The 20,084-nt window shown below is 48.9% G+C and carries 15 protein-coding genes and 1 pseudogene; 3 read left to right on the top strand and 13 right to left on the bottom strand.

Going from position 1 to position 20,084, the window contains the following annotated elements; translation table 11 throughout:
* Nucleotides 1-226: 226 nt before the first annotated feature.
* Together panC and panD are read left to right on the top strand one after the other, a co-directional pair.
* Nucleotides 227-1,072, top strand: coding sequence for a pantoate--beta-alanine ligase (gene panC, locus BQ5591_RS16160; RefSeq protein WP_071150094.1), 846 nt, complete (start codon nt 227-229; stop codon nt 1,070-1,072).
* 33 nt (nt 1,073-1,105) lie between these two features.
* Nucleotides 1,106-1,459, top strand: coding sequence for an aspartate 1-decarboxylase (panD, locus tag BQ5591_RS16155; protein ID WP_022162630.1), 354 nt, complete (start codon nt 1,106-1,108; stop codon nt 1,457-1,459).
* Nucleotides 1,460-1,856: 397 nt separating this feature from the next.
* Here the strand turns inward: panD and BQ5591_RS16150 are convergent, their stop codons facing one another.
* The 6 genes and pseudogenes from BQ5591_RS16150 to BQ5591_RS16125 all read right to left on the bottom strand — a co-directional run.
* Nucleotides 1,857-4,211: a bifunctional dihydroorotate dehydrogenase B NAD binding subunit/NADPH-dependent glutamate synthase gene (locus tag BQ5591_RS16150; RefSeq protein ID WP_071150093.1), complete on the bottom strand. Its 2,355-nt coding sequence runs from the start codon at nt 4,209-4,211 to the stop codon at nt 1,857-1,859.
* Nucleotides 4,212-4,456: 245 nt separating this feature from the next.
* Entirely contained in the window at nt 4,457-5,668 is a 1,212-nt protein-coding gene (gene gluP, locus BQ5591_RS16145; RefSeq protein ID WP_071150092.1) for a glucose/galactose MFS transporter, read from the bottom strand.
* A 181-nt stretch (nt 5,669-5,849) separates the two neighbouring features.
* Nucleotides 5,850-7,124: a serine--tRNA ligase gene (gene serS / locus BQ5591_RS16140; protein ID WP_022162626.1), complete on the bottom strand. Its 1,275-nt coding sequence runs from the start codon at nt 7,122-7,124 to the stop codon at nt 5,850-5,852.
* Nucleotides 7,125-7,425: 301 nt separating this feature from the next.
* Nucleotides 7,426-7,695: a 50S ribosomal protein L27 gene (gene rpmA / locus BQ5591_RS16135; RefSeq protein ID WP_021847156.1), complete on the bottom strand. Its 270-nt coding sequence runs from the start codon at nt 7,693-7,695 to the stop codon at nt 7,426-7,428.
* A gap of 23 nt (nt 7,696-7,718) precedes the next feature.
* Entirely contained in the window at nt 7,719-8,036 is a 318-nt protein-coding gene (gene rplU / locus BQ5591_RS16130; protein ID WP_071150091.1) for a 50S ribosomal protein L21, read from the bottom strand.
* Between the two features lie 488 nt (nt 8,037-8,524).
* Nucleotides 8,525-9,157 (bottom strand): annotated as a pseudogene (locus BQ5591_RS16125) (HAD family hydrolase); the annotation flags it as partial.
* Between the two features lie 155 nt (nt 9,158-9,312).
* On the opposite strand from BQ5591_RS16125, the gene BQ5591_RS16120 reads away from it, so the two are divergent.
* On the top strand, nt 9,313-11,079 hold the full coding sequence (locus BQ5591_RS16120) for a DUF4091 domain-containing protein (RefSeq protein WP_071150090.1): 1,767 nt from the start codon (nt 9,313-9,315) through the stop codon (nt 11,077-11,079).
* A 131-nt stretch (nt 11,080-11,210) separates the two neighbouring features.
* Here the strand turns inward: BQ5591_RS16120 and BQ5591_RS16115 are convergent, their stop codons facing one another.
* The 7 genes from BQ5591_RS16115 to miaA form a co-directional block, all read right to left on the bottom strand.
* Entirely contained in the window at nt 11,211-11,723 is a 513-nt protein-coding gene (locus BQ5591_RS16115) for a C40 family peptidase (RefSeq protein WP_071150089.1), read from the bottom strand.
* Nucleotides 11,720-12,493, bottom strand: coding sequence for an ABC transporter ATP-binding protein (locus BQ5591_RS16110; protein ID WP_022162587.1), 774 nt, complete (start codon nt 12,491-12,493; stop codon nt 11,720-11,722). The genes BQ5591_RS16115 and BQ5591_RS16110 overlap by 4 nt, the downstream gene beginning before the upstream one ends.
* Before the next feature lie 69 nt (nt 12,494-12,562).
* On the bottom strand, nt 12,563-14,053 hold the full coding sequence (locus BQ5591_RS16105; RefSeq protein ID WP_071150088.1) for a DUF5687 family protein: 1,491 nt from the start codon (nt 14,051-14,053) through the stop codon (nt 12,563-12,565).
* Nucleotides 14,054-14,310: 257 nt separating this feature from the next.
* Nucleotides 14,311-17,151 (bottom strand): M16 family metallopeptidase, encoded by a 2,841-nt coding sequence (locus BQ5591_RS16100; RefSeq protein WP_071150087.1) that lies wholly within the window; start codon nt 17,149-17,151, stop codon nt 14,311-14,313.
* A gap of 86 nt (nt 17,152-17,237) precedes the next feature.
* Complete coding sequence (gene kdsA, locus BQ5591_RS16095) at nt 17,238-18,050, bottom strand: 3-deoxy-8-phosphooctulonate synthase (protein WP_022162583.1); 813 nt, start codon at nt 18,048-18,050, stop codon at nt 17,238-17,240.
* Nucleotides 18,051-18,127: 77 nt separating this feature from the next.
* On the bottom strand, nt 18,128-19,054 hold the full coding sequence (locus BQ5591_RS16090; protein ID WP_071150086.1) for a diacylglycerol/lipid kinase family protein: 927 nt from the start codon (nt 19,052-19,054) through the stop codon (nt 18,128-18,130).
* 11 nt (nt 19,055-19,065) lie between these two features.
* Nucleotides 19,066-19,983 carry a tRNA (adenosine(37)-N6)-dimethylallyltransferase MiaA gene (gene miaA, locus BQ5591_RS16085; protein WP_022162581.1) on the bottom strand — a complete coding sequence of 306 codons (918 nt, stop codon included), beginning with the start codon at nt 19,981-19,983 and terminating at the stop codon, nt 19,066-19,068.
* Nucleotides 19,984-20,084: the final 101 nt, after the last annotated feature.

The raw sequence follows: 20,084 nt of genomic DNA, 5'->3' as shown, positions 1-20,084 counted from the left end.
ATTTGGCAAAGATACAAAAAAATCGGGCAATCGGACAAAATAACCAGTCCTATTATTCCTTATGTTTTGTTAACTAATTGTATATCAGTAGCGATATTAAGCCCTCTGAACAGGAAAAGTGGCTGAAACCTGCATAATTTTACGATATTTCTTCTTTATGTGCTAAATATTGGTTTATTTTGCACCGTTTTAGCGAACAACAAAGTTATTTTTATAACCAATAGAAATGGAAATAGTACATACTATCAAGGACTTGCAGGCTGCTTTGGCGGCCTTGAGAGCCCAGGGTAAAACGGTAGGACTGGTACCTACAATGGGTGCCTTGCATGCCGGTCATGCTTCGCTGGTGAAGCGTTGTGTTGCCGAGAACGATGCAGCCGTAGTGAGTGTTTTTGTTAATCCCACGCAGTTTAACGACAAGAACGACCTGGCAAAGTATCCGCGTACGCTGGATGCTGATTGCCGTCTGCTGGAGCAGTGTGGCGCAGCCTTTGCCTTTGCTCCCTCTGTGGAAGAGATGTATCCCGAACCCGATACACGTCAGTTCAGCTATGCCCCGCTGGATACGGTGATGGAGGGTAAGTATCGTCCGGGGCACTTTAACGGTGTTTGCCAGATTGTGAGCAAGCTGTTCGAGGCCGTAAAGCCCGACCGTGCTTATTTTGGTGAAAAGGACTTCCAGCAGTTGGCCATCATTCGCGAGATGGTGCGTCAGTTAAAGTTCCCGCTGCAGATTGTGGGCTGTCCCATTGTCCGCGAGGAAGACGGCTTGGCTTTGAGTAGCCGTAACGCACGTCTTTCGGCCGAAGAACGTCAGCAGGCACTGAAGATTTCGCAAACGTTGTTTGCCAGCCGCGATTACGCCAAGTCGCATACGGTAGCCGAAACACAAAAGTTCGTGGAAGATGCCATTGAGGCCGCTCCCGGTTTGCGTCTGGAATACTTTGAACTGGTAGACGGAAACACGTTGCAGAAGATTGCCAACTGGGAAGATACGTCGTATGCGGTAGGCTGTATCACCGTGTTCTGCGGAGAGGTTCGTTTGATTGACAACATCAAGTATAAGGAGTAAATTCAATATCAATATATAAAAAGGAATAGTCGTATGATGATTGAAGTGCTGAAATCGAAAATACACTGTGCACGTGTTACGGAAGCTAACCTGAACTACATGGGAAGTATTACGATTGACGAAGACCTGATGGATGCCGCCAACATGATTGCCGGTGAGAAGGTTTACATTGCCGACAACAACAATGGAGAGCGTTTCGAAACCTATATTATCAAGGGCGAACGTGGCTCGGGTAAGATTTGTCTGAACGGTGCAGCAGCCCGCAAGGTGCAACCTGATGACATTGTCATTATCATGTCGTATGCGCTGATGGACTTTGAAGAGGCCAAGACGTTCAAACCGACGGTCATTTTCCCTGATCCGCAGACCAACAGCATTGTAAAATAAGTCTGTCCTCGGTCGAGGCTGACAAAAAATATTCTGAAGCCCCGTCGCAGGAAAGGTACAGTAGTCTTCCTGCCGACGGGGCTTTTTGTGTGTGGATGGCTGGGGTTTGTGTCCGAAACCTGTGGGCTTTTGTTTCGAAACTCGTGGGGTTTTACTTTGAAACTCGTGGGATTTTGCTTCAAAAGTCGTGGAGTTTTGCTTCGAAACTCCCGGCGTTTTGTTTCGGAAGTCCTGAGGAATGGATTTGAGGGAAGAAGAGGCTGCTCGGGACGAAGGAAAAGAAAAGTCCCTTCTGCTTTCCGTGTTTCTCTTTCGGCTGAAAGAGAAGCTGCGGAGAGGCAGAAGGGACTGTTGATATGTGCTTCGGATGTCCGAAGGCTAATGTCTGTCAGAGGTATTACTCTTGCAGGTTGGCGTGCATGGCAGCAGCTGCGCGTCGGCCGTCGCCCATGGCCAGAATAACGGTAGCTCCACCGCGTACGATGTCACCGCCGGCATAGATCGTCGGGATGGACGACTGCATGTTTTCGTTGACGGCGATGGTGTTCTTGCGACCCAGCTCCAGACCCTTTACCGATTTGGGCACAATGGGGTTGGGCGATACGCCTACGGCAACGACAGCCATGTCGATGTCCAGTGTAACCGTTGCTCCGGGAATGGCTACGGGACTGCGTCGGCCGCTGGCATCGGGCTCACCCAGTTCCATCTTCTGCAGTACTACCTGCTTCACGGCACCTTTCTCGTCGGCAATGTATTCGATGGGGTTGTGCAGCGTAAGGAATTCGATGCCTTCCTCCTTGGCATGCTTCACTTCTTCCAGTCGGGCAGGCATTTCGGCCTCGCTACGGCGGTAGACGATGAACACTTTCTCAGCTCCCAGACGCTTGGCTGTGCGGCACGAGTCCATAGCGGTGTTTCCGCCGCCTACTACCATCACGCGCTTGGCAGGGTTGATGGGGGTGTCGGTTTCAGGATTGGAAGCGTCCATCAGGTTGACACGTGTCAGATATTCGTTGCTCGACATGATGTTCACGCTGTTCTCGCCCGGTATACCCATGAAGTTGGGCAGTCCGGCTCCCGAAGCAATGAATACGCCTTTGTAACCTTCTTTCTGGAGTTCTTCTACACTTTCGGTCTTACCGATGATACAATCCTTCACGAAGTGTACGCCCATCTTTTCGAGGTTGTTGATTTCGACGTCCACAATCTTGTTGGGCAGGCGGAACTCGGGGATACCATATTTCAGCACACCGCCAATCTCGTGCAAGGCTTCGAATACGGTTACGTCGTAACCATACTTCACCATGTCGCCGGCAAAAGTCAGTCCGGCAGGGCCTGAACCTACAACGGCCACCTTTATGCCGTTCTTCGGAGCCAGTTCGGGCAGAACGATGTTACCGCTTTCGCGTTCGTAGTCGGCCACGAAACGTTCCAGATTACCGATGGCTACGGCCGGTTCGTTCATTTTCAGATGGATGCACTGGCTTTCGCATTGTTTTTCCTGTGGGCATACACGTCCGCAGACAGCGGGCAGCGACGAGGTTTGCTTCAGCACGCGGGCTGCTTCGAGGAAGGCGCCACGCTCTACGTTCTTGATGAACGACGGAATGTTGATGCTGACGGGGCAACCCTGCATACACGTCGGGTTGGCGCAGTCAAGGCAGCGTTTGGCTTCGGTCATGGCCTGCTCTTTGGTGTAGCCGGTATTTACTTCTTCCGTACGGATTGTGGCACGATAAACGGGGTCGAGCTCGTTCATCGGACAGCGGGGAATGGCGGTGCGTTCCTTCGGCTTCATGCTTTTGCGCAAAGCTTCGCGCCACGGGGCTTTGCGGTCGAGGAGTTCTTCCATCGGAGCCTGGGCCTGAGGAGCGTTTGCTTGCGAGGCCAATGCATCCGGCTGTGCGCCTTCCTGGGCAGTAGCATGACAAACGGAATCGGCCAGATGGCTCATTTCTTCGCGTTCTACATCCTTGAACGAGCCCATGCGCTTGAACATTTCGTCCCAGTCTACCTGATGGCCGTCGAATTCGGGGCCATCTACGCAGACGAACTTCGTCTTTCCACCCACGGTGATACGGCAGGCGCCACACATGCCCGTACCGTCTACCATGATGGTATTCAGCGAAACGTCGGTAGGAATATTATATTTTTGGGTCAGCAGACAGCAGAACTTCATCATGATGGCGGGGCCGATGGCAAAACATTTGTCCACCTTCTCGCGCTTGATGACGCTTTCGATGCCTTCGGTCACGAGGCCTTTGTTGCCATACGAGCCGTCGTCGGTCATGATGATAACCTCATCGGACGAACGGCGTACTTGTTCTTCCAGAATAATCAGGTCTTTGCTACGTCCGGCCAGTACGGAGATGACGCGGTTACCTGCCTCCTTCAGTGCCTGTATGATGGGCAACATGGGTGCTACACCTACACCGCCTCCGGCGCAGACAACAGTACCGAAGTTTTCGATGTGCGTGGCTTGTCCCAGCGGTCCTACTACGTCGAGGATGTAGTCGCCTTCGTTCAGTTGGCAAAGTTTGGTGGATGACAATCCGACCTCCTGCACCACCAGCGTGATGGTGCCTTTCTGTACGTCGGCACCGGCTATGGTCAGCGGCATTCGTTCGCCTCGGGCGTCGACACGTACAATGACGAAGTGTCCTGCCTTGCGGGAGCGGGCAATAAGCGGTGCTTCCACCTCGAACTTGAACACTTTCTCCGAAAATTGTTCTTTGCTGATGATTTTATTCATTTCCTTATTTTTTGTTGGTATAATTACGTAATTACTATCAGATTGATAGGTTTTGCAAAGATACGGCTTATTTGTAAATTACAAAGAAAGAAAGGAAAGAAAGTTTGGGAAAGGGAGAGGGGGAGGAAATAAGGAGTTAAGGAGTTAAGAAGTTAAGGAGTTAAGCCAATACCTTAGTGTGCAAAAACGGGCATTTGACTTAACTCCTTAACTTCTTAACTCCTTAACTCCTGATTACCGAGCTCTTACTTCGTCCGGATTTTGTAACCCGAGATGCTGTAATAGAGGATGAACAGGAAGCAGGGCAGGCAGAGCCAGTAGGCCTGTTGGGGACTGGTGACATCTTTCAGCCAGCCGTACAGGGTGGGAATGACGGCTCCGCCGAACATGGCCATGATGAGCAGCGACGACCCGGCTTTGGTGAACTTGCCTAAGTCGGCCATGGCAAGCGGCCACAGGGCAGGCCACATCAGCGAACAACCCAGTGCCATGAACGAGATGAAGTAGATGGAGATGTCCTGCGGCGTCAGTGCAACAAGCAGCGAACCGGCGATGGCCAGAATTGAACATATCTTCAGGGCAGCAGCCTGGCTGATGTATTTAGGTATGAAAATGATACCGCAGATGTAACCGATGACGATGCCGATAGGCGCAATCCACGCATAGTTGGCGGCACCCGGCAGGCCGAGTGAGTTGGCATAGTCGACAAGTGTGCCCAACGAGACTGTCTCGACTCCTACATACAGGAACAGCGCCAGGCAGCCCAGCAGCAGGTGCGGGAACTGGAATACGGAAGTCTTTCCCGCGGCATAGCTGGAAGCTTCGGAAGTGTTGTCGTTTTCGTCCTCGCCTTCGGCTTTCACTTCGGGCAGGGGAGCGAAGAAGGCCATAACGCCCAGTACGATGAAGGCACAGATGATGATTACAAACGGTTTGTTCAGGTCTTCAATACCGATGAGGTGCACGTCTTTGCCCAACAGCCACACGATAAAGATGGACGGGATGGGCCAGGCCAGCTTGTTGCAGATACCCATGATGCTGATGCGCTTGGCAGCACTCTCCAACGGGCCAAGAATGGTGATGTAGGGGTTGACGGACGCTTGCAGATAGGCATTGGCCGCTCCGCTGATGAACGATGCCAGCAGGAACAGGCTGAAACTCTTGTAATTGGCCGACAGAATAAACAGATAGAAGGCCACGGCAAAAATGATGAACGACAGCGACATGGTGCGTTTGTAGCCGATAGCTTTAATCGTCAGTCCGGCAGGATAGCCGAAAACAAGGAAGGGGATGAACGTTGCGGCGATAATCAGGTACGAAGCAGCGTTCGAAATGCCCAGCGAACCTTGCAGAACGGGAACAAGCAGCGAGTTGATGCCCAGCGCGAAGCCGATGGCAAAGAACATGATGCCGACGAATGTCAGCGGCAATGCGTAACTTTTGTTTTTAGCACTCATGATAAGTAGATTTATGGGGTTAGAAAATAAAATGATAATCCGTATTATTTTTTATATGATAAAGGCTTGTACGGACGGGGATGCCTTCTTTTTTGATTGTCTTTTTGCGGCAAGCGGAAGCAGCCAGTACAAGCCTTTATTTTTATAATGTATGATTAGGATGACAGACCTTGCAATGTTTTTAGTCTATCATGTCGAAACCACAGTAGGGAACCAATGCCTTGGGGATACGGATACCTTCGGGTGTCTGGTTGTTCTCTAGCAAGGCGGCCACGATGCGCGGCAGAGCCAGGGCGGAACCGTTCAGCGTGTGGCACAGTTCGGTTTTCTTTTCGGCTGTACGGTAACGGCATTTCAGACGGTTGGCCTGATAGGTGTCGAAGTTAGATACAGAGCTGACTTCCAGCCAACGCTTCTGTGCTTCGCTGTATACTTCGAAGTCGTAGCAGATGGCAGCCGTAAAGCTCATGTCGCCACCGCAAAGGCGCAGGATGCGGTAAGGCAGTTCCAGTTTCTGGAGCAGGCCTTCGACGTGATCCAACATTTCCTGATGGCTTTGCTTGCTGTGCTCGGGGGTATCGATGCGTACCAGTTCCACTTTCGAGAATTCGTGCAGACGGTTCAGTCCGCGTACGTCCTTACCGTAAGAACCGGCTTCGCGGCGGAAACACTCGGTGTAGGCGCAGTTCTTGATGGGGAGCTGCTTTTCGTCGAGGATGACGTCGCGGTAGATGTTTGTTACGGGTACTTCGGCTGTCGGGATGAGGTAGAGGTCGTCTACTTCGCAGTGGTACATCTGTCCTTCCTTGTCGGGCAGCTGGCCTGTGCCGTAACCCGAAGCGGCATTCACCACTGTGGGCGGCATGATTTCGGTATAGCCCGAGTTGCGTGCTTCGTCCAGGAAGAAGTTGATGAGGGCGCGTTGCAGGCGTGCACCTTTGCCTTTGTAGACGGGGAAGCCGGCACCGGTAATCTTAACACCCAGGTCGAAGTCGATGATGTCGTACTTCTTGGCCAGTTCCCAGTGGGGCAGGGCATCTTTGGGAAGTTCAGTCTCCATACCACCCATTTTCACAACGAGGTTGTCTTCGGCAGTAGCGCCTTCGGGCACTTCGTCGTAGGGCACGTTGGGAATGGTGTAGAGCAGCTGTTGCAGATCCTGAGCAGCCTGATCCATATCGGCTTGCAGGGTTTTGTTGGCTTCCTTCAGTTCGCCAACACGTGCTTTGGCTGTTTCGGCTTCTTCTTTTTTGCCTTCTTTCATCAGTTGGCCGATAGACTTGGAGAGTGAGTTGACTTCGGCGAGGTTGTTATCTAATACAGCTTGTGTACTTTTACGTTTGTTGTTGTAGGCCAGCACTTGCTCGATGGCTTCTTTGGCATTCTTGAAGTGCTTCTTTTCCAGTCCGCGGATCACCGCGTCTGTGTTTTCTGTGATTTGTTTAATGGTAAGCATATCTTGAATTTGTTTTTTATAATAACCTTGATTTGCAGTGCAAAGATAGTGAAAGGTGAGAGGAGAGACAAACGAAAAACGAAGTTTTTCAGGTTTGGCTATCCCGAACCACATCCTATCTTATGGAAAGATAGTGAAAGTCTCAGCAGAAAAAACAAGCTTGCTTGTTTTTTCTGCTGAGACGCATCCTATTTTATCAAAAGATAGGGAAAACAAATAGGGTGTAGTTTTTCGTATAAAAAGAAAGAGGATAAGCTTTTAGGGCTTATCCTCTTTTCCTGATTATTTTCTGTTGTTAGCGTTATGCTTCTGCACTTTCGGCGGGGATTACAGATACATAGCGTCTGTCTTCTCTACCTACTTTGAACTGTACAGTTCCGTCTACCAAGGCGTACAGAGTGTGGTCGCTACCCATACCGATGTTGTTTCCCGGATGGAATTCAGTACCTCTCTGACGAACGATGATGTTACCTGCCTTGCAAGCTTCGCCACCGAATATCTTAACGCCTAATCTCTTACTTGCTGATTCACGGCCGTTCTTAGAACTACCAACACCTTTTTTATGTGCCATTTCTTCTTACTGTTTTAAATTGATTAAGCTACTACTTCTTTGATTGTTAACTCTGTGAATTGTTGACGATGACCGTTCAACTTGCGGTAACCTTTTCTTCTCTTCTTGTGGAATACGAGAACTTTGTCACCTTTTACCAAAGCGGTAACTACTTCGCAAACTACTTTTGCGCCTTCTACTGTAGGAGCACCTACGGTGATGTTGCCGTCTTTGTCTACCAAAAGAACTTTTTCAAATTCTACTGTTGCACCAGCTTCTGCATTCTGCATGTGGTGAACGAACAGTTTCTTGCCAGCTTCTGCTTTGAATTGCTGACCGTTGATTTCTACAATTGCGTACATTTCTTATATATAATGTATAAGTTAGCTCCGTCGGGTGGTCTCCAATCACTTGGAAAGCTCTTTGTCGGACCCGGTTCGGAATAATCGGGCACAAAAGTACTGTTTTTCATTCAGACGAACAAATAATTCTGTAACTATTTTCTTGAGGAAATGGTGCGTGTCGTGATTTTTATATTTCGGACGAAAATCCGGTTAGGCTGGGATGGAGGCGGAAAGGATGGATAAGGAGAAACTGATTGCTTTGACGCAATTGGCTCATCAATAGCGAGTTAGTCCGTGTTGTACACGTCGGATGAAAGATGTCTGTATTCCGTTTGTGGGACACTTGCAATTCATTTGTTCGACACTTGCACGGCTCGCGAACAACACTTGTGTGGCTCGCGAGCCGTGCAAGTGTTGTTCGTAGGGGCTGTTAAAGATAGTCTGTCAGGGGATGTAAGCAGACGCAGTTTGTTATTTCTTTTCGTATCAGTTCCGGCTTTTCTTCAGAGCAGTTCTTCCAGCGACGACATGATGCAGACGTGCGGATAGCAGGCCAGCTCGTGGGCTGTGGTTACTCCGTGTGTCACTCCGGCAAAGTCTACTCCTGCCGACTGGGCTGTTTCGGCATCGACGGTGCTGTCGCCGATGTACAACACCTGTGTTTTGTCGGCCTGCAGCCGCTCAATGGCATACAGCAGTCCTTCGGGCGAGGGCTTGGGTTGTTTCACGTCTTCGCCGCCTACGATGATGTCGATTACCCCGTCGGGCAGGTGATGGTCGAGCAGTTCTTTGATGCGGTAGCGGTATTTGGTCGAGATGATTCCAACGTTGGCGCCTGCGTTTTTCAGGGCAGTCAGTGTCTGGATGGTTTCGGGGAAAAGAAACGTATTGGCAGTCATGTAGACGTCGGCTTCCTTGACATACTGTTTTCTGAATTCTTCCAGGCGTTCGCTGTCGGTTACGCCGGTCAGGATGGTGAACGATTCTTCCAGCGTCTTGCCGATGGTCCGTTTGATGGTCGTGTCGGCTACCTGAAGATAACCGTTCCGTTGCAGCACATGCTGAAAGCAGGTGACGATGCCGCGCGAGGAGTCGGCAAGTGTATAGTCGAAGTCGAACAGATAAGTAGAGTAATTCATTGGTCGCTTTTTGTGGCAAAGGTAGTGATTTTGTTTTTCTTTTGGCAGATTAGCTTTATCTTTGTCAGCCAGACGGACCATTTCGTCTGTCCAGTGGCATCTGCACGTATGATAGGTGCTGGCTTTACTATAACCTGTAATTATCTATATTTGTTATGAAAAAAATCTTTCTTTTTGTGTTGGCGCTTTGTAGCTTGTATGCCGGTGCCCAGCAGGCGGATCGCTTTCCGCTACATCAGTTCGATGAATTAACCGATACCAAGCCTCACGACGATGCAACAGTGTGGGAACAGCTGAAACAGACTACTTGTTTCAGTTGGGGCAGTACAGATGTGCGTTACCGAAAACTGGATGTTCCCGACATCAGTCGGAAGAGTTCGCTCCGTCTGAAAGGCTGGCGGGGCGAAAGAGTGAATGCGCAGGCTGTGCTTTGGACAAAAGCAGACTTGGGCAAGGTCCGGATAGAGGTATCCGACCTGACAAACGGCAAGCACCGGATTCCGGCATCGGCGGTCAAGGCAGGCTTTGTCAGATATGTCATGACCGACGAATTGAATAAGGACGGACAGGGCGGATGCGGTCATCGGCCCAATAAAGCAGACTGGGACTCGTCTCTGGTGGCCGATATGATTGATATCAACCTGGAACTTCCGGTCAAAGCACGTACCACACAACCCATCTGGATGAATGTCTGGATTCCGTCCGACAGTCAGCCGGGCATCTATCGTGGTAAGTTGTCAGTGTCGGGCGAAAAGTTGGCCAAGCAGTCTCTCGTGTTCGAGATAAAGGTGAGCAACCGGGTGTTGCCGGCTCCTGCAGACTGGAAGATGTATGTCGACTTGTGGCAGAATCCTTATGCCGTAGCCCGTTATTATCAGGTTCCGTTGTGGAGTAAAGAGCATTTCGATGCCATGCGTCCCATTATGCGGATGTTGGCCGATGCCGGGCAGCGGACTATTACTGCCAGCATTATGCACAAGCCTTGGGCCGGTCAGACACAAGACCATTATGACAGTATGATATTCCGGATGAAGCAACTGGACGGAACCTGGAAGTTCGATTATACGGTATTCGACAAGTGGGTCGATTTCATGATGAATGAGGTAGGAATTGATGACCTGATAAGCTGCTACACAATGGTTCCCTGGGACTTGAAGTTCGATTATTATGACCAGGCTACTAATCGGGTGCTTTTCGTTGAGGCTAAGCCGGGCGACCGTGCATATGCAGACTATTGGGGAACCTTCCTGAAAGATTTTGCGCGCCATCTTAAGGCAAAGGGATGGTTTGAAAAGACGGCCATTTCGATGGACGAGCGTCCTTTGAAAGACATGCAGGAAGCTATTAAAGTAGTGAAGGCTGCCGATCCCGGCTTCAAGATAATGCTTGCCGGCAACTATCATGCAGAGATTCAGTCCGATCTTTATTACTTGTGCATTCCTTACGGACAGGTATTCCCTCAAGAAGTCAAAGCCGAGCGCGAGCGGAAAGGTCAAATCAGTACATATTATACTTGTTGCACGGAGGCTTTCCCAAATATCTTTACGTTTTCGTCGCCGGCCGAGGCAGCCTGGACTGCCATTCATGCAGTTGCAGGAGGTTATGATGGCTATTTGCGATGGTCTACCATGAGCTGGCCGCTTGACCCGTTGCGCGATTCCCGTTTCCGTACTTGGGCAGCAGGCGATACATACTGTCTGTATCCGGGACCTCGCAGTAGCATACGTTTTGAACGTTTGGTCGAGGGCTTGCAGTGCTGTGAGAAAATCCTGTTATTACGCGAAGAGCTGACTCGCCGGAAGGCGACCCGTGCGCTGGACAAACTGAACAGGCTTGTCGGAAACTTCATGCCCGGTAACAGCACGGCCAAGACTGCTGCCGCAGTGGTGAACGAACTGAACGATTATGTGAATAGTCTCTGACGCTTGAAACGTTTTTCGGGGATAGCATCGTCTGAGAGTTTGGTTGCAAAAGACTATTGTGTTATTGCATCAGTCGTAACAAACCGGTACATGGGGAAATGCAGAGAATCGTACCGAAACAGGCAGATGGTTTACTTTATTCTTCCGCCCCGAAGCCAGTGTCGGGAATAATAGTCTTCTTTCAGACTGCTTACGATTACCCCACGACTGGTGCTGGCATGAATAAACTTGCCGTTTTTCAGATAGATGCCTACATGAGCCACTTTTTTGCGCGAGGTGCGACTGGTGAAAAATACAAGGTCGCCCTCGCGCAAATTGCGTCGTGACACTTTCCGGCTTTCTTCCAGTTGGCCGGAAGTGCTGCGTGGCAAACGTATGTGGTAGACTTTTTTATAGAGTTGTGCTACCAGTCCCGAACAGTCCGTTCCACGCTTGCTGGTGCCGCCGGCACGATAGGGGGTGCCTATCCATTCGGCGGCTTGTATGTACAGCTGGTGGTTGTCGGTCCGTTCGATGTCCATACCCAGTTTGAGGGAAGCGCGGGCCAGAGATTGATAGTTCAGTCGGGGAGCCGACGTGTGGCACGAACTCACTCCGATAGCCAGAAGCAGGAGGCAGAGGGCATGGACGATGGACTGTTTCATTGCAATTCGGTTTGGTTATCTTGCTTTTCTTCGTTTTGCTGGCTGGCTTCTTCTTCCAGTTCTTCTTCGACACGGACATTGAAGTAGTCTTCCAGTTCTTTTTCTGCTGAATTGTTTTCGTTGTGGATGTCGCGGATGATGACACCGTGTTCCAGCAAAGCGATGCGTGGGCAGATGTCGACCGTGTGGTTCAGGTTGTGGCTGGAGATGATGACCGTGGCCTGATGTTCGTCGCTATACTTTTTCAGCAGATGCTTGATGACAGCCTGCGAACTGGGGTCGAGGAAGTTGAACGGCTCGTCGAGTATCAGCAACTGGGGATAGTGCAGCATGGCAGAGATGATGCCTATTTTCTGCTTGTTTCCCATGGAGTAGTTGCGTATGAACTTCTTTTGTCCCAGCACCTCGTTGTTCATAAAGCGTTCGAATGGTTTCAGCCGTTCGTCTACCTCTTCCTTCTTCAGACCGTACATTTTGCCGATGAAGTAGAAGTATTCTTCAGGAGTCAGGTAGTCGATCAGGAAACCGTCGTCGATGTAGGCTCCGGTTATGCTTTTCCAGTCCTCGCTTCGGGCTACGTTGATATCATTGATGGTGACTTCGCCTTGGTCGGCTTGCAGCAGGTCGAGGATAAGGCGGAATAAAGTAGTTTTTCCGGCGCCGTTGTTACCTACGAGACCCAGCATTTCGCCCTTCCCGATGGTGTAATTGTCTATGTTGACGGCTATTTTTTCGCCGAACTTTTTCTGTAAATTGGTAATCTGAATCATAGTTTGTTTTTAAGCTGGATAGTTGATGATGGGGATATCCGAAGAACTGTTTTCTATGGGATAGCCCGGTTATTTCTGTCGGCTGTCGCGGAAGCCTTCCATGTTTTTATACCGCCGTTTCATGAAGCGGTTGTAGACGTTGCGCAGCCAGTATCTCGAAGTCAGTATAAAGGCGAGTCCGATGGCTATGAATATCCATGCGGTTGTTGTTTCGCCTGTCAGGAAGTGCAGCAGGAAATATAGCAGCAAGGGGACTATGAATACAGCCGACGAAATCAGGTTCTGCATGCCTGTACCGACGTTTCGCTGAGTCATCTTGTTGTTCATGTCTACTGTCCGGTTGTTGTATACAGCCATCTGGAACATACCGAAGTACACAAAGCCGGGGATGAAGAAAAACCATGAAATGGCGGTGAGCAGTGTTACTTTGCTCATAATGATGGCGGGAATGATCATAACCAGCGGAATAACCTGTCCGATGCTGTAGATGGCGTATTTGGCTTGCAGAAGCGAGTAAATGCTTTCCTTGCGGCTCATCAGCCCGTCTATATAGTTTCCTTCGTAGCCCATGATGGTGCTCAGGAACAGAATGCCGAATAATGCAAAGTTGTACATAACCAGAAAATCTTTCATTCCTCCCTGATAGGCATCTGTGAAGGCAATGAGAGCACTGAATACCAGTACCACGCCACCGGCCGAATAGAGTCCGCGCTTACAGATTTTGTTGCGCAGCAGCATCTTCAGTTCCAGCTTCATGTATTCGCCCACCTGGCCGTAACGTTCCAGGAAACGGTATTCCGATACATGTTTTACCTGCACAGTCGTATCTTCTACTTTATTGATTTCGCCGTAAATCATCTTTCCGATTACATAGCGGTCTAACAGGTAGAACAGAGCAATGATGGCCAAAGTAACGGCAAACGTCAGCCAGTTACCCAAAATGAAACCTTCGCCCACATTGATGCAGAAGTCGAATAGCGGACTTTCATCGGGAATGAAGAAGGCTGCTCCCAATGCGCCATAAACCAAGACCGGGAGTAAAAACCACCAGAAGCGTTCTCCCATAAGCATACGGCAAAGCAGGAACCAGTAGTTGTTGAGCAGCATTAGTAGCCAGATGCCTATCAGATAGGTTAAGACTCCTGTTACTCCGTAGAAACGGGCAATGGTCAGAATGGCAAACGGGACAAAGAAAAAGAACCAGAACAGATTGAATGAATCCAGACCGGAACGTGTCAGCAGACAGTCGATGAGCCGGCTGCGCTTAATGGGGAGCAGCATGTAGGGTTTGACTTCCTGTGAAGGTGTTTTTTGAAAAGGCAGGCGGATAACGAAATCGAGTGCAAGGATAAAAAGCAGTCCGCCGTTCAGTAAATGATAGGCTTCCTGTGCTCCTTCACTGAAAGCAAAGGCAAACGTTATGCCGAAAAAGATGAGATAGCCGGCCCAGAATACTACCATCAGATAGATCCAGAATTTGGCGAAGCGGCTTTTCTCGTACATGGGATTGCGCTGATTGGCAAGTTTGCCGTGGCGTCGGAGTTCTAAGAAAAGGTTCATTGTTTTTTAATAGGCAGTTATATACGATTTTAGAAAGAAGAAGGTGTGCCGAAAACGGACAATATTTTGTTGTTTCGACACACCCTCGTATGTTTGTGCTTGATTATCTTTTCAGATTATTCAACTTTCGCAAGCTCAAGTTACAGTTGACGAGTAACAGGTTGACGAGTTGACAAGGCATTTCCAACCCTGTAGACTTGTTGACTGAAGCCTTGTCAACTACTAAGTTGAGCATTTGCGAAACTTAAATTAGATTATTACTTCTCAGGCACTGTCATCACAACTGTAATCTTGTTACCTTGGTTAACCAAGTCGGCAGCAAATTTCTGTACGTCTTTGACGGTGATGTTGTTTACAGCTTCTTCGTAACCCTGAGTGTAATCTACACCTGTATAGAAGTACTCGTCCAGATTGTTCAGCCAGTAGCCGTTTTCTTTCTGGTTGTCTTTGTACTTCTTCAGCATGTATTCTTTGATCTTTTGCAGATGCTCTTCAGTCGGACCTTCGGAAGCCATCTTCTTCATTTGTGCGTCGATGATACCGTTCAGGTGATCTTTCTTGGCAGGGTCTGTCTGATAAACGATTTGCAGCATGAATTTCTCATTCGGATGTTTAGACAGTTGTCCGTAGCTGCTTACACCGTATGTACCACCTTCTTTTTCGCGAACTTCTTCAGTATAAACCATGTCAAGAGCCTGAGTCAGGAAGCTCATCAGAAGATTGTCTTTCAGATCATATTTGCACTTGCCGGAATAAAGCATGAATACGGTAGCCATCGGGGTTTGTTGTTCTTTGGCGTAAGTATTTTCCAGCATACCTTTGGCTATATCCATGTGGTTGTCGCGGAAGGTTTCTTTGCGTCCGGTCGAAGGCAGTGCGCCCAGATATTGCTCGATCAGCGGTTTTACCTTTTCGATGTCAACGTTACCTACCAGGAAGAAACGGAAGTCGCTGGCATCGGCAAAACGGTCTTTGTACATCTCGATGATGCGATCGTAGTTGATCTGGTCTACCATTTCAGGCTTCATGCTGAAGTAGCGTGGGTGGTAACCGTACATCATCTTCTGGATAGTATCGTTGATGCTGCTCAACGGATTCGATTCAGCACTTTCCAGTTGGGCTTTGATGCGGCTTTTCAGTGATGCAAAGGCATCCATATCCTTGCGGGGAGCTGTGAAGCTCAGGTAAGTAAGCTGCATCATGGTTTCGAAATCTTTGGGCGAGCAGCTTCCGGTGATGCCTTCTGTATTGGCACCGACTGCGGCGTTGACAGATACTTTCTTGCCAGCCAACATCTTGGTCAGGTCTACTTTGCTGAAGTTGCCAAGTCCACCAGCTTGTATGACACTGTTCAGGTAACTCATTTCGAGTTTATCATTATCGGGGAAGAGGCTTGTACCGCCCAGGCTTACGCCTTTCATCTGGATTTCGTCGGCTTTGAAGTCAGTCTTCTTGATGTAGACTTTCACACCGTTCGACAGGGTCAGTTCTGTTGTTCCGTAAATGGCATTCGTGTTTTCCGATACGATTTTGCCACCTTTCGGAGCTTCTTTCATCAGCGGTTCGTTGGATACTTTGTCAACATAAGCTTCTACCTTGAGGTCTTTCATGCCTTTCAGCTGTGCGACAACCTCTTCTTTGGTAGGACAAACAATTCCTTCTTTTTCAGGAGCAGCAATGAATACTACCTGGTTGTTGTCGGGCAGCAGACCACCTTGTTGGATTGCCTGGTTGATGGCCATTATCGGGATGTTCGGAGCAATCTGATTCATGGTCGTATATTCGAATTCGATGCCGGGGATCGGTTCTGCCATCAGGAAGTGGTTGATATATTCGTTGACGTAAGAATCGTTTTTGGTCTTCTCGCGTTCATTGTAAGCCGATTCCAGACGTTGCAGGTAGTTGGCACGTGCGCGTTTGTATTCGCTTTCGGTGAATCCGTAGCGGCGTACGCGTTCCAGTTCGGTCAATCCGGCTTTCAGGGCTTCGTTAATGCCTTCTGCCTTGCTGCTGATGCTTAAAGTAAAGGCATCTTTGGTCTGTGCAAGGAAGTAATTTCCATAATAGCATCCGGCATAGATGAACGGAGGATTGGCAGACTGACGCAATTCGTTCAAGCGGGAGTTGAGCATGCTGGTAGTCATGCTAAGCATGTATTGCTGCAGCAGGTAAGCCATGTTCCCTTTAATGGAGTCGGGTGTCGGGTCTTGCTTGAAGTAGATTTCGATAGTCGGGTCGTCAATTTCTTTATCCTTACCGATGTAAACCAAAGGTTCCTGGTTGTCGGCTACCGGATAATAAACACGTTCGGCCGGGTTGACGGGCTTCTTCACGTCAGCAAATACTGACTTGATTTTGGCTTCCATCTGGTCAACGTCTATGTCGCCCACAATGATGATTCCCTGCAGGTCGGGACGATACCATTTGGCGTAATAGTCGCGGATAGCCTGATAGGGGAAGTTATCAATGACATCAATGCTTCCGATAGGCATACAGTCTGCATATTTGTCTCCCGGGTACATCACGGCCTGGGCTTCGGTGTACAGACGCATGATGCCGCTGTTCCGGCTACGCCATTCTTCGTGAATGACGCCGCGCTCTTTATCGATTTCTTTGTCTGACAGCAGTACGGCGTTGCTCCAGTCATGCAGAATGAGCAAGCAGGAGTCTACTACGCTTTGATCATCAGTAGGCACATTGCTGATGCGATAAACAGTCTGGTCTACTGAAGTATAGGCATTGAGGTTCACACCAAACTTGATACCTTTGGTTTCGCACCACTGTACGATGCCCAGTCCTTTTTCATCGCCCGGGAAGTTCTTGGTTCCGTTGAAGGCCATGTGCTCCAGGAAGTGAGCCAAACCACGTTGTTGTGGTTCTTCAAGGATAGAACCTACTTTTTGAGCAATGTGGAATTCGACACGATGCTCGGGCAGGGCGTTGTGGCGGATGTAATAGGTCAGACCGTTGTCAAGATGTCCGATACGTACATCTTTATCTACCGGGATGGGAGGCATCTGCATCTGAGCCGATGCCAGTTGGAAACTGCCGCATAACATGATAACGGCAAATCCTAATTTACGAAATAGATGTTTCATTTCTTTTTGTAATTAAGTTGTTTTCTGACTTATCTGTCGGAAAGAAAAGCGATAAATCACACAGAAGCCTAAAAATATTTTGGAATTTAGTCTTCTGTTTCTTTAATGGCTTTCCTTATTCTTACTAATTTGGTGAGCAGTCCTTCCAGCAAGTCCAGCTTCAGCATGTTCGCACCGTCGCTCTTGGCTACAGCCGGATTCTCGTGTGTTTCGATGAACAGCCCGTCTACTCCTACTGCAATACCAGCTTTAGCCACTGTTTCAATAAGCTGAGGCATTCCTCCGGTTACTCCACTGGCTTGATTCGGCTGCTGTAAGGAGTGGGTAGCATCAAGGATTACTGGGAAGCCGAACGATTGCATTTCAGGAATACCCCGATAGTCTATTACCAGATCCTGATAGCCGAAGGTAGTACCGCGTTCGGTCAGCATGACGTGTTTATTGCCGGCTTCAATCACTTTTTCGGCGGCAAAACGCATGGCAAGCGGCGACAGGAATTGTCCTTTTTTGATGTTGATGGTCTTACCCGTCTTGGCTGCAGCTATCAGCAGGTCCGTTTGCCGGCAAAGGAAAGCAGGAATTTGCAGAATGTCAACGTATTCGGCTGCCATTTCTGCTTCGTCGGCTGCATGGATGTCTGTTACAGTCGGTACGCCGAACGTATCGTGTACTTTTTTGAGTATCTTCAGGGCTTTTTCGTCGCCGATTCCCATGAATGAGTCCAGACGCGAGCGGTTGGCTTTCCGATAAGAGCCTTTGAACACGTAAGGTATCTGTAACTTTTCGGTGATGCCCACAATGCGTTCTGCAATGCGCAAGGCCATTTCTTCTCCTTCAATTACACAAGGACCGGCAATCAGGAAAAAGTTGCCGGCAGGATTGTTTTTTAGTTCTATCATAATAAGTTCTAATATCTGTCTTTGTAATAAGACTTATTTAATTTGCTTTTTATTAGCTGAAATAGTATGGCTTACTGTCAATTGGGGATAATCAGCGTGATAGCTTCATGCAACACTCCGATATCCAACGGGAAGTGGCGGTCGAGAATTCGTCCGTCCAAATCGACAGAAGCGTTTTGAGCCCGCAATACTTTGACTTTCTGAGTCCGGTAGGGTCTGACTACTTTGTGGTTGAGGATTCGTCCCTGGATAAGCATCCACAATCCGGACCAAAGTTGCAGTAATTCCGGACGATAGATGACCGATACATCCAGCCATCCGTTATAAGGAACGGCACTGGGGGCTTGTCCATATCCCCATGCGCTGCCTATGCATACGGTCATGATGCGTCCGCGGATGTGCTCGCCGTTGATTTTCAGATGCATCCGATAGAGCTTGCGTTCGAATATGATGGAAAGCAAGGCCATGAAGTACGACAGGGCTTTTACTCCCCAGAAACGCTTACACTGGTCGGTGATTTTTACGATACGTGCTCCCAGTCCGATGTTGATGGCATTCAGAAAATAGCGGGTCTGATGCTTTTCACCATCATAATAGTAGCAGGTACCGACGTCTATCTTGCGTCGTCTGCCTTCGATGAGGTAGTCCACGGCCTCTTTGTACTCGGAGCCGATGTCCCAATATTTGGCAAAGTCGTTCCCGATGCCATTGGGGATGATTCCGATGGCAATGTTTTCCTTGTCTTCTGCGTCGGAGTGCATAATGCCGTTGATGGCATCGTTCAGTGCGCCGTCTCCCCCTACGATGACAATGGTGCGGTAGCCGTTGTTTGCCAGTATGCCAGCCAGCCGTTCCACGGACCCGAATCCTTCGGATTGTACATAGTCGTAAGACACACCTTTACTGTCCATGTACTCTTTGATTTCTTTCCATCGTTTTTGGACTTTCCGTGTTCCGGCTTTGGGGTTATATATGATTCCCCATTTATTGGGTTCTACGCTCATGAGTCTCTTTTTTATTGTTCGATTAATTGGGTTACAAATGCTATTTTCTCTTCCATACTCCATTGGGCATTCATCCAGTGGATGGTAAATCCACGGCGTTCCATGCCTCTGAACCATGTCATCTGCCGTTTGGCAAACTGATGGATGGCTATTTCCAGGTCGTGGAACATCTGTTCGTAAGTCAGTTCTCCTATAACGTACAGAGTCAGGTATTTATATTCCAGACCATAATAAATGAGGTCTTCAGGTTTGATGCCTTTCTTTATCAGGTCGCGTACTTCTTCCACCATTCCTTCTTCGAGCCGCTGTTGCAGGCGTCGTGTTATTTTTTCACGGCGCAGTTCGCGGTCAATGTCTATTCCTACAATCAGACTGTTCAGTTGCGGAAAAGCCCGTTCGTCTACGGGTGTATGTGCGTAATACTCTTCTATTTCGATGGCGCGTATGGCACGTTTGGCGGTGTCAACGTCGGTCGTATTGTGCAGGGTTTTATATTGTTTCAATATCTCGGTCAGTTCATCGAGCGATTTGCCGTTCAGCCGTGCGCGCAGTTCCGGGTTCTCAGGAACAGGGAGCAGGCGGTAGCCTTTTAATACCGACTCCAGATACATGCCTGTACCTCCACACATGATGGGCAATTTGCCTTTGAGCCTGACGGTTTCGTATGCTTTCAGAAAATCGCGTTGGTATTCGAATACGTTATATTTATATCCCGGCTCGGCTATGTCGATAAGGTGGTATGGGATCTGCTTGCCGTTTACGGTATAGTCGGCCAGATCTTTTCCGGTGCCAAGGTTCATTTCTTTGTAAATCTGGCGCGAATCGGCACTAATGATTTCCGTATCCAGTCTGCTGGCCAAAGCGGCTGCAAACTGGGTTTTTCCGGAAGCGGTCGGGCCTAAAATGGCTATTAAATCATAATCGGACATATTTGATTACATAGTTTAGGCTTCAAAGATAAGCAAAAGGACGTGAAATCAGTGTACTTGACTGTTAAAAAGGTGTTATGCGAAATATTTTCTATACTAAA

This window comes from Bacteroides ndongoniae (assembly GCF_900108345.1).
Lineage (GTDB): Bacteria > Bacteroidota > Bacteroidia > Bacteroidales > Bacteroidaceae > Bacteroides > Bacteroides ndongoniae.
Note: the sequence above shows the minus strand (reverse complement) of the source record. Positions and strands in the feature narration are given on the sequence as shown.

Excerpts from the sequence above, each read along its gene's own strand:
- BQ5591_RS16150 (WP_071150093.1), bottom strand. The coding sequence starts at position 4,211 with ATGAATAAAATCATCAGCAAAGAACAATTTTCGGAGAAAGTGTTCAAG.
- BQ5591_RS16115 (WP_071150089.1), bottom strand. The coding sequence starts at position 11,723 with ATGAAACAGTCCATCGTCCATGCCCTCTGCCTCCTGCTTCTGGCTATC.
- BQ5591_RS16100 (WP_071150087.1), bottom strand. The coding sequence starts at position 17,151 with ATGAAACATCTATTTCGTAAATTAGGATTTGCCGTTATCATGTTATGC.
- gluP (WP_071150092.1), bottom strand. The coding sequence starts at position 5,668 with ATGAGTGCTAAAAACAAAAGTTACGCATTGCCGCTGACATTCGTCGGC.
- BQ5591_RS16090 (WP_071150086.1), bottom strand. The coding sequence starts at position 19,054 with ATGAGCGTAGAACCCAATAAATGGGGAATCATATATAACCCCAAAGCC.
- rplU (WP_071150091.1), bottom strand. The coding sequence starts at position 8,036 with ATGTACGCAATTGTAGAAATCAACGGTCAGCAATTCAAAGCAGAAGCT.
- BQ5591_RS16120 (WP_071150090.1), top strand. The coding sequence starts at position 9,313 with ATGAAAAAAATCTTTCTTTTTGTGTTGGCGCTTTGTAGCTTGTATGCC.
- BQ5591_RS16105 (WP_071150088.1), bottom strand. The coding sequence starts at position 14,053 with ATGAACCTTTTCTTAGAACTCCGACGCCACGGCAAACTTGCCAATCAG.
- panC (WP_071150094.1), top strand. The coding sequence starts at position 227 with ATGGAAATAGTACATACTATCAAGGACTTGCAGGCTGCTTTGGCGGCC.
- serS (WP_022162626.1), bottom strand. The coding sequence starts at position 7,124 with ATGCTTACCATTAAACAAATCACAGAAAACACAGACGCGGTGATCCGC.
- rpmA (WP_021847156.1), bottom strand. The coding sequence starts at position 7,695 with ATGGCACATAAAAAAGGTGTTGGTAGTTCTAAGAACGGCCGTGAATCA.
- panD (WP_022162630.1), top strand. The coding sequence starts at position 1,106 with ATGATGATTGAAGTGCTGAAATCGAAAATACACTGTGCACGTGTTACG.
- kdsA (WP_022162583.1), bottom strand. The coding sequence starts at position 18,050 with ATGATAGAACTAAAAAACAATCCTGCCGGCAACTTTTTCCTGATTGCC.
- miaA (WP_022162581.1), bottom strand. The coding sequence starts at position 19,983 with ATGTCCGATTATGATTTAATAGCCATTTTAGGCCCGACCGCTTCCGGA.
- BQ5591_RS16110 (WP_022162587.1), bottom strand. The coding sequence starts at position 12,493 with ATGATTCAGATTACCAATTTACAGAAAAAGTTCGGCGAAAAAATAGCC.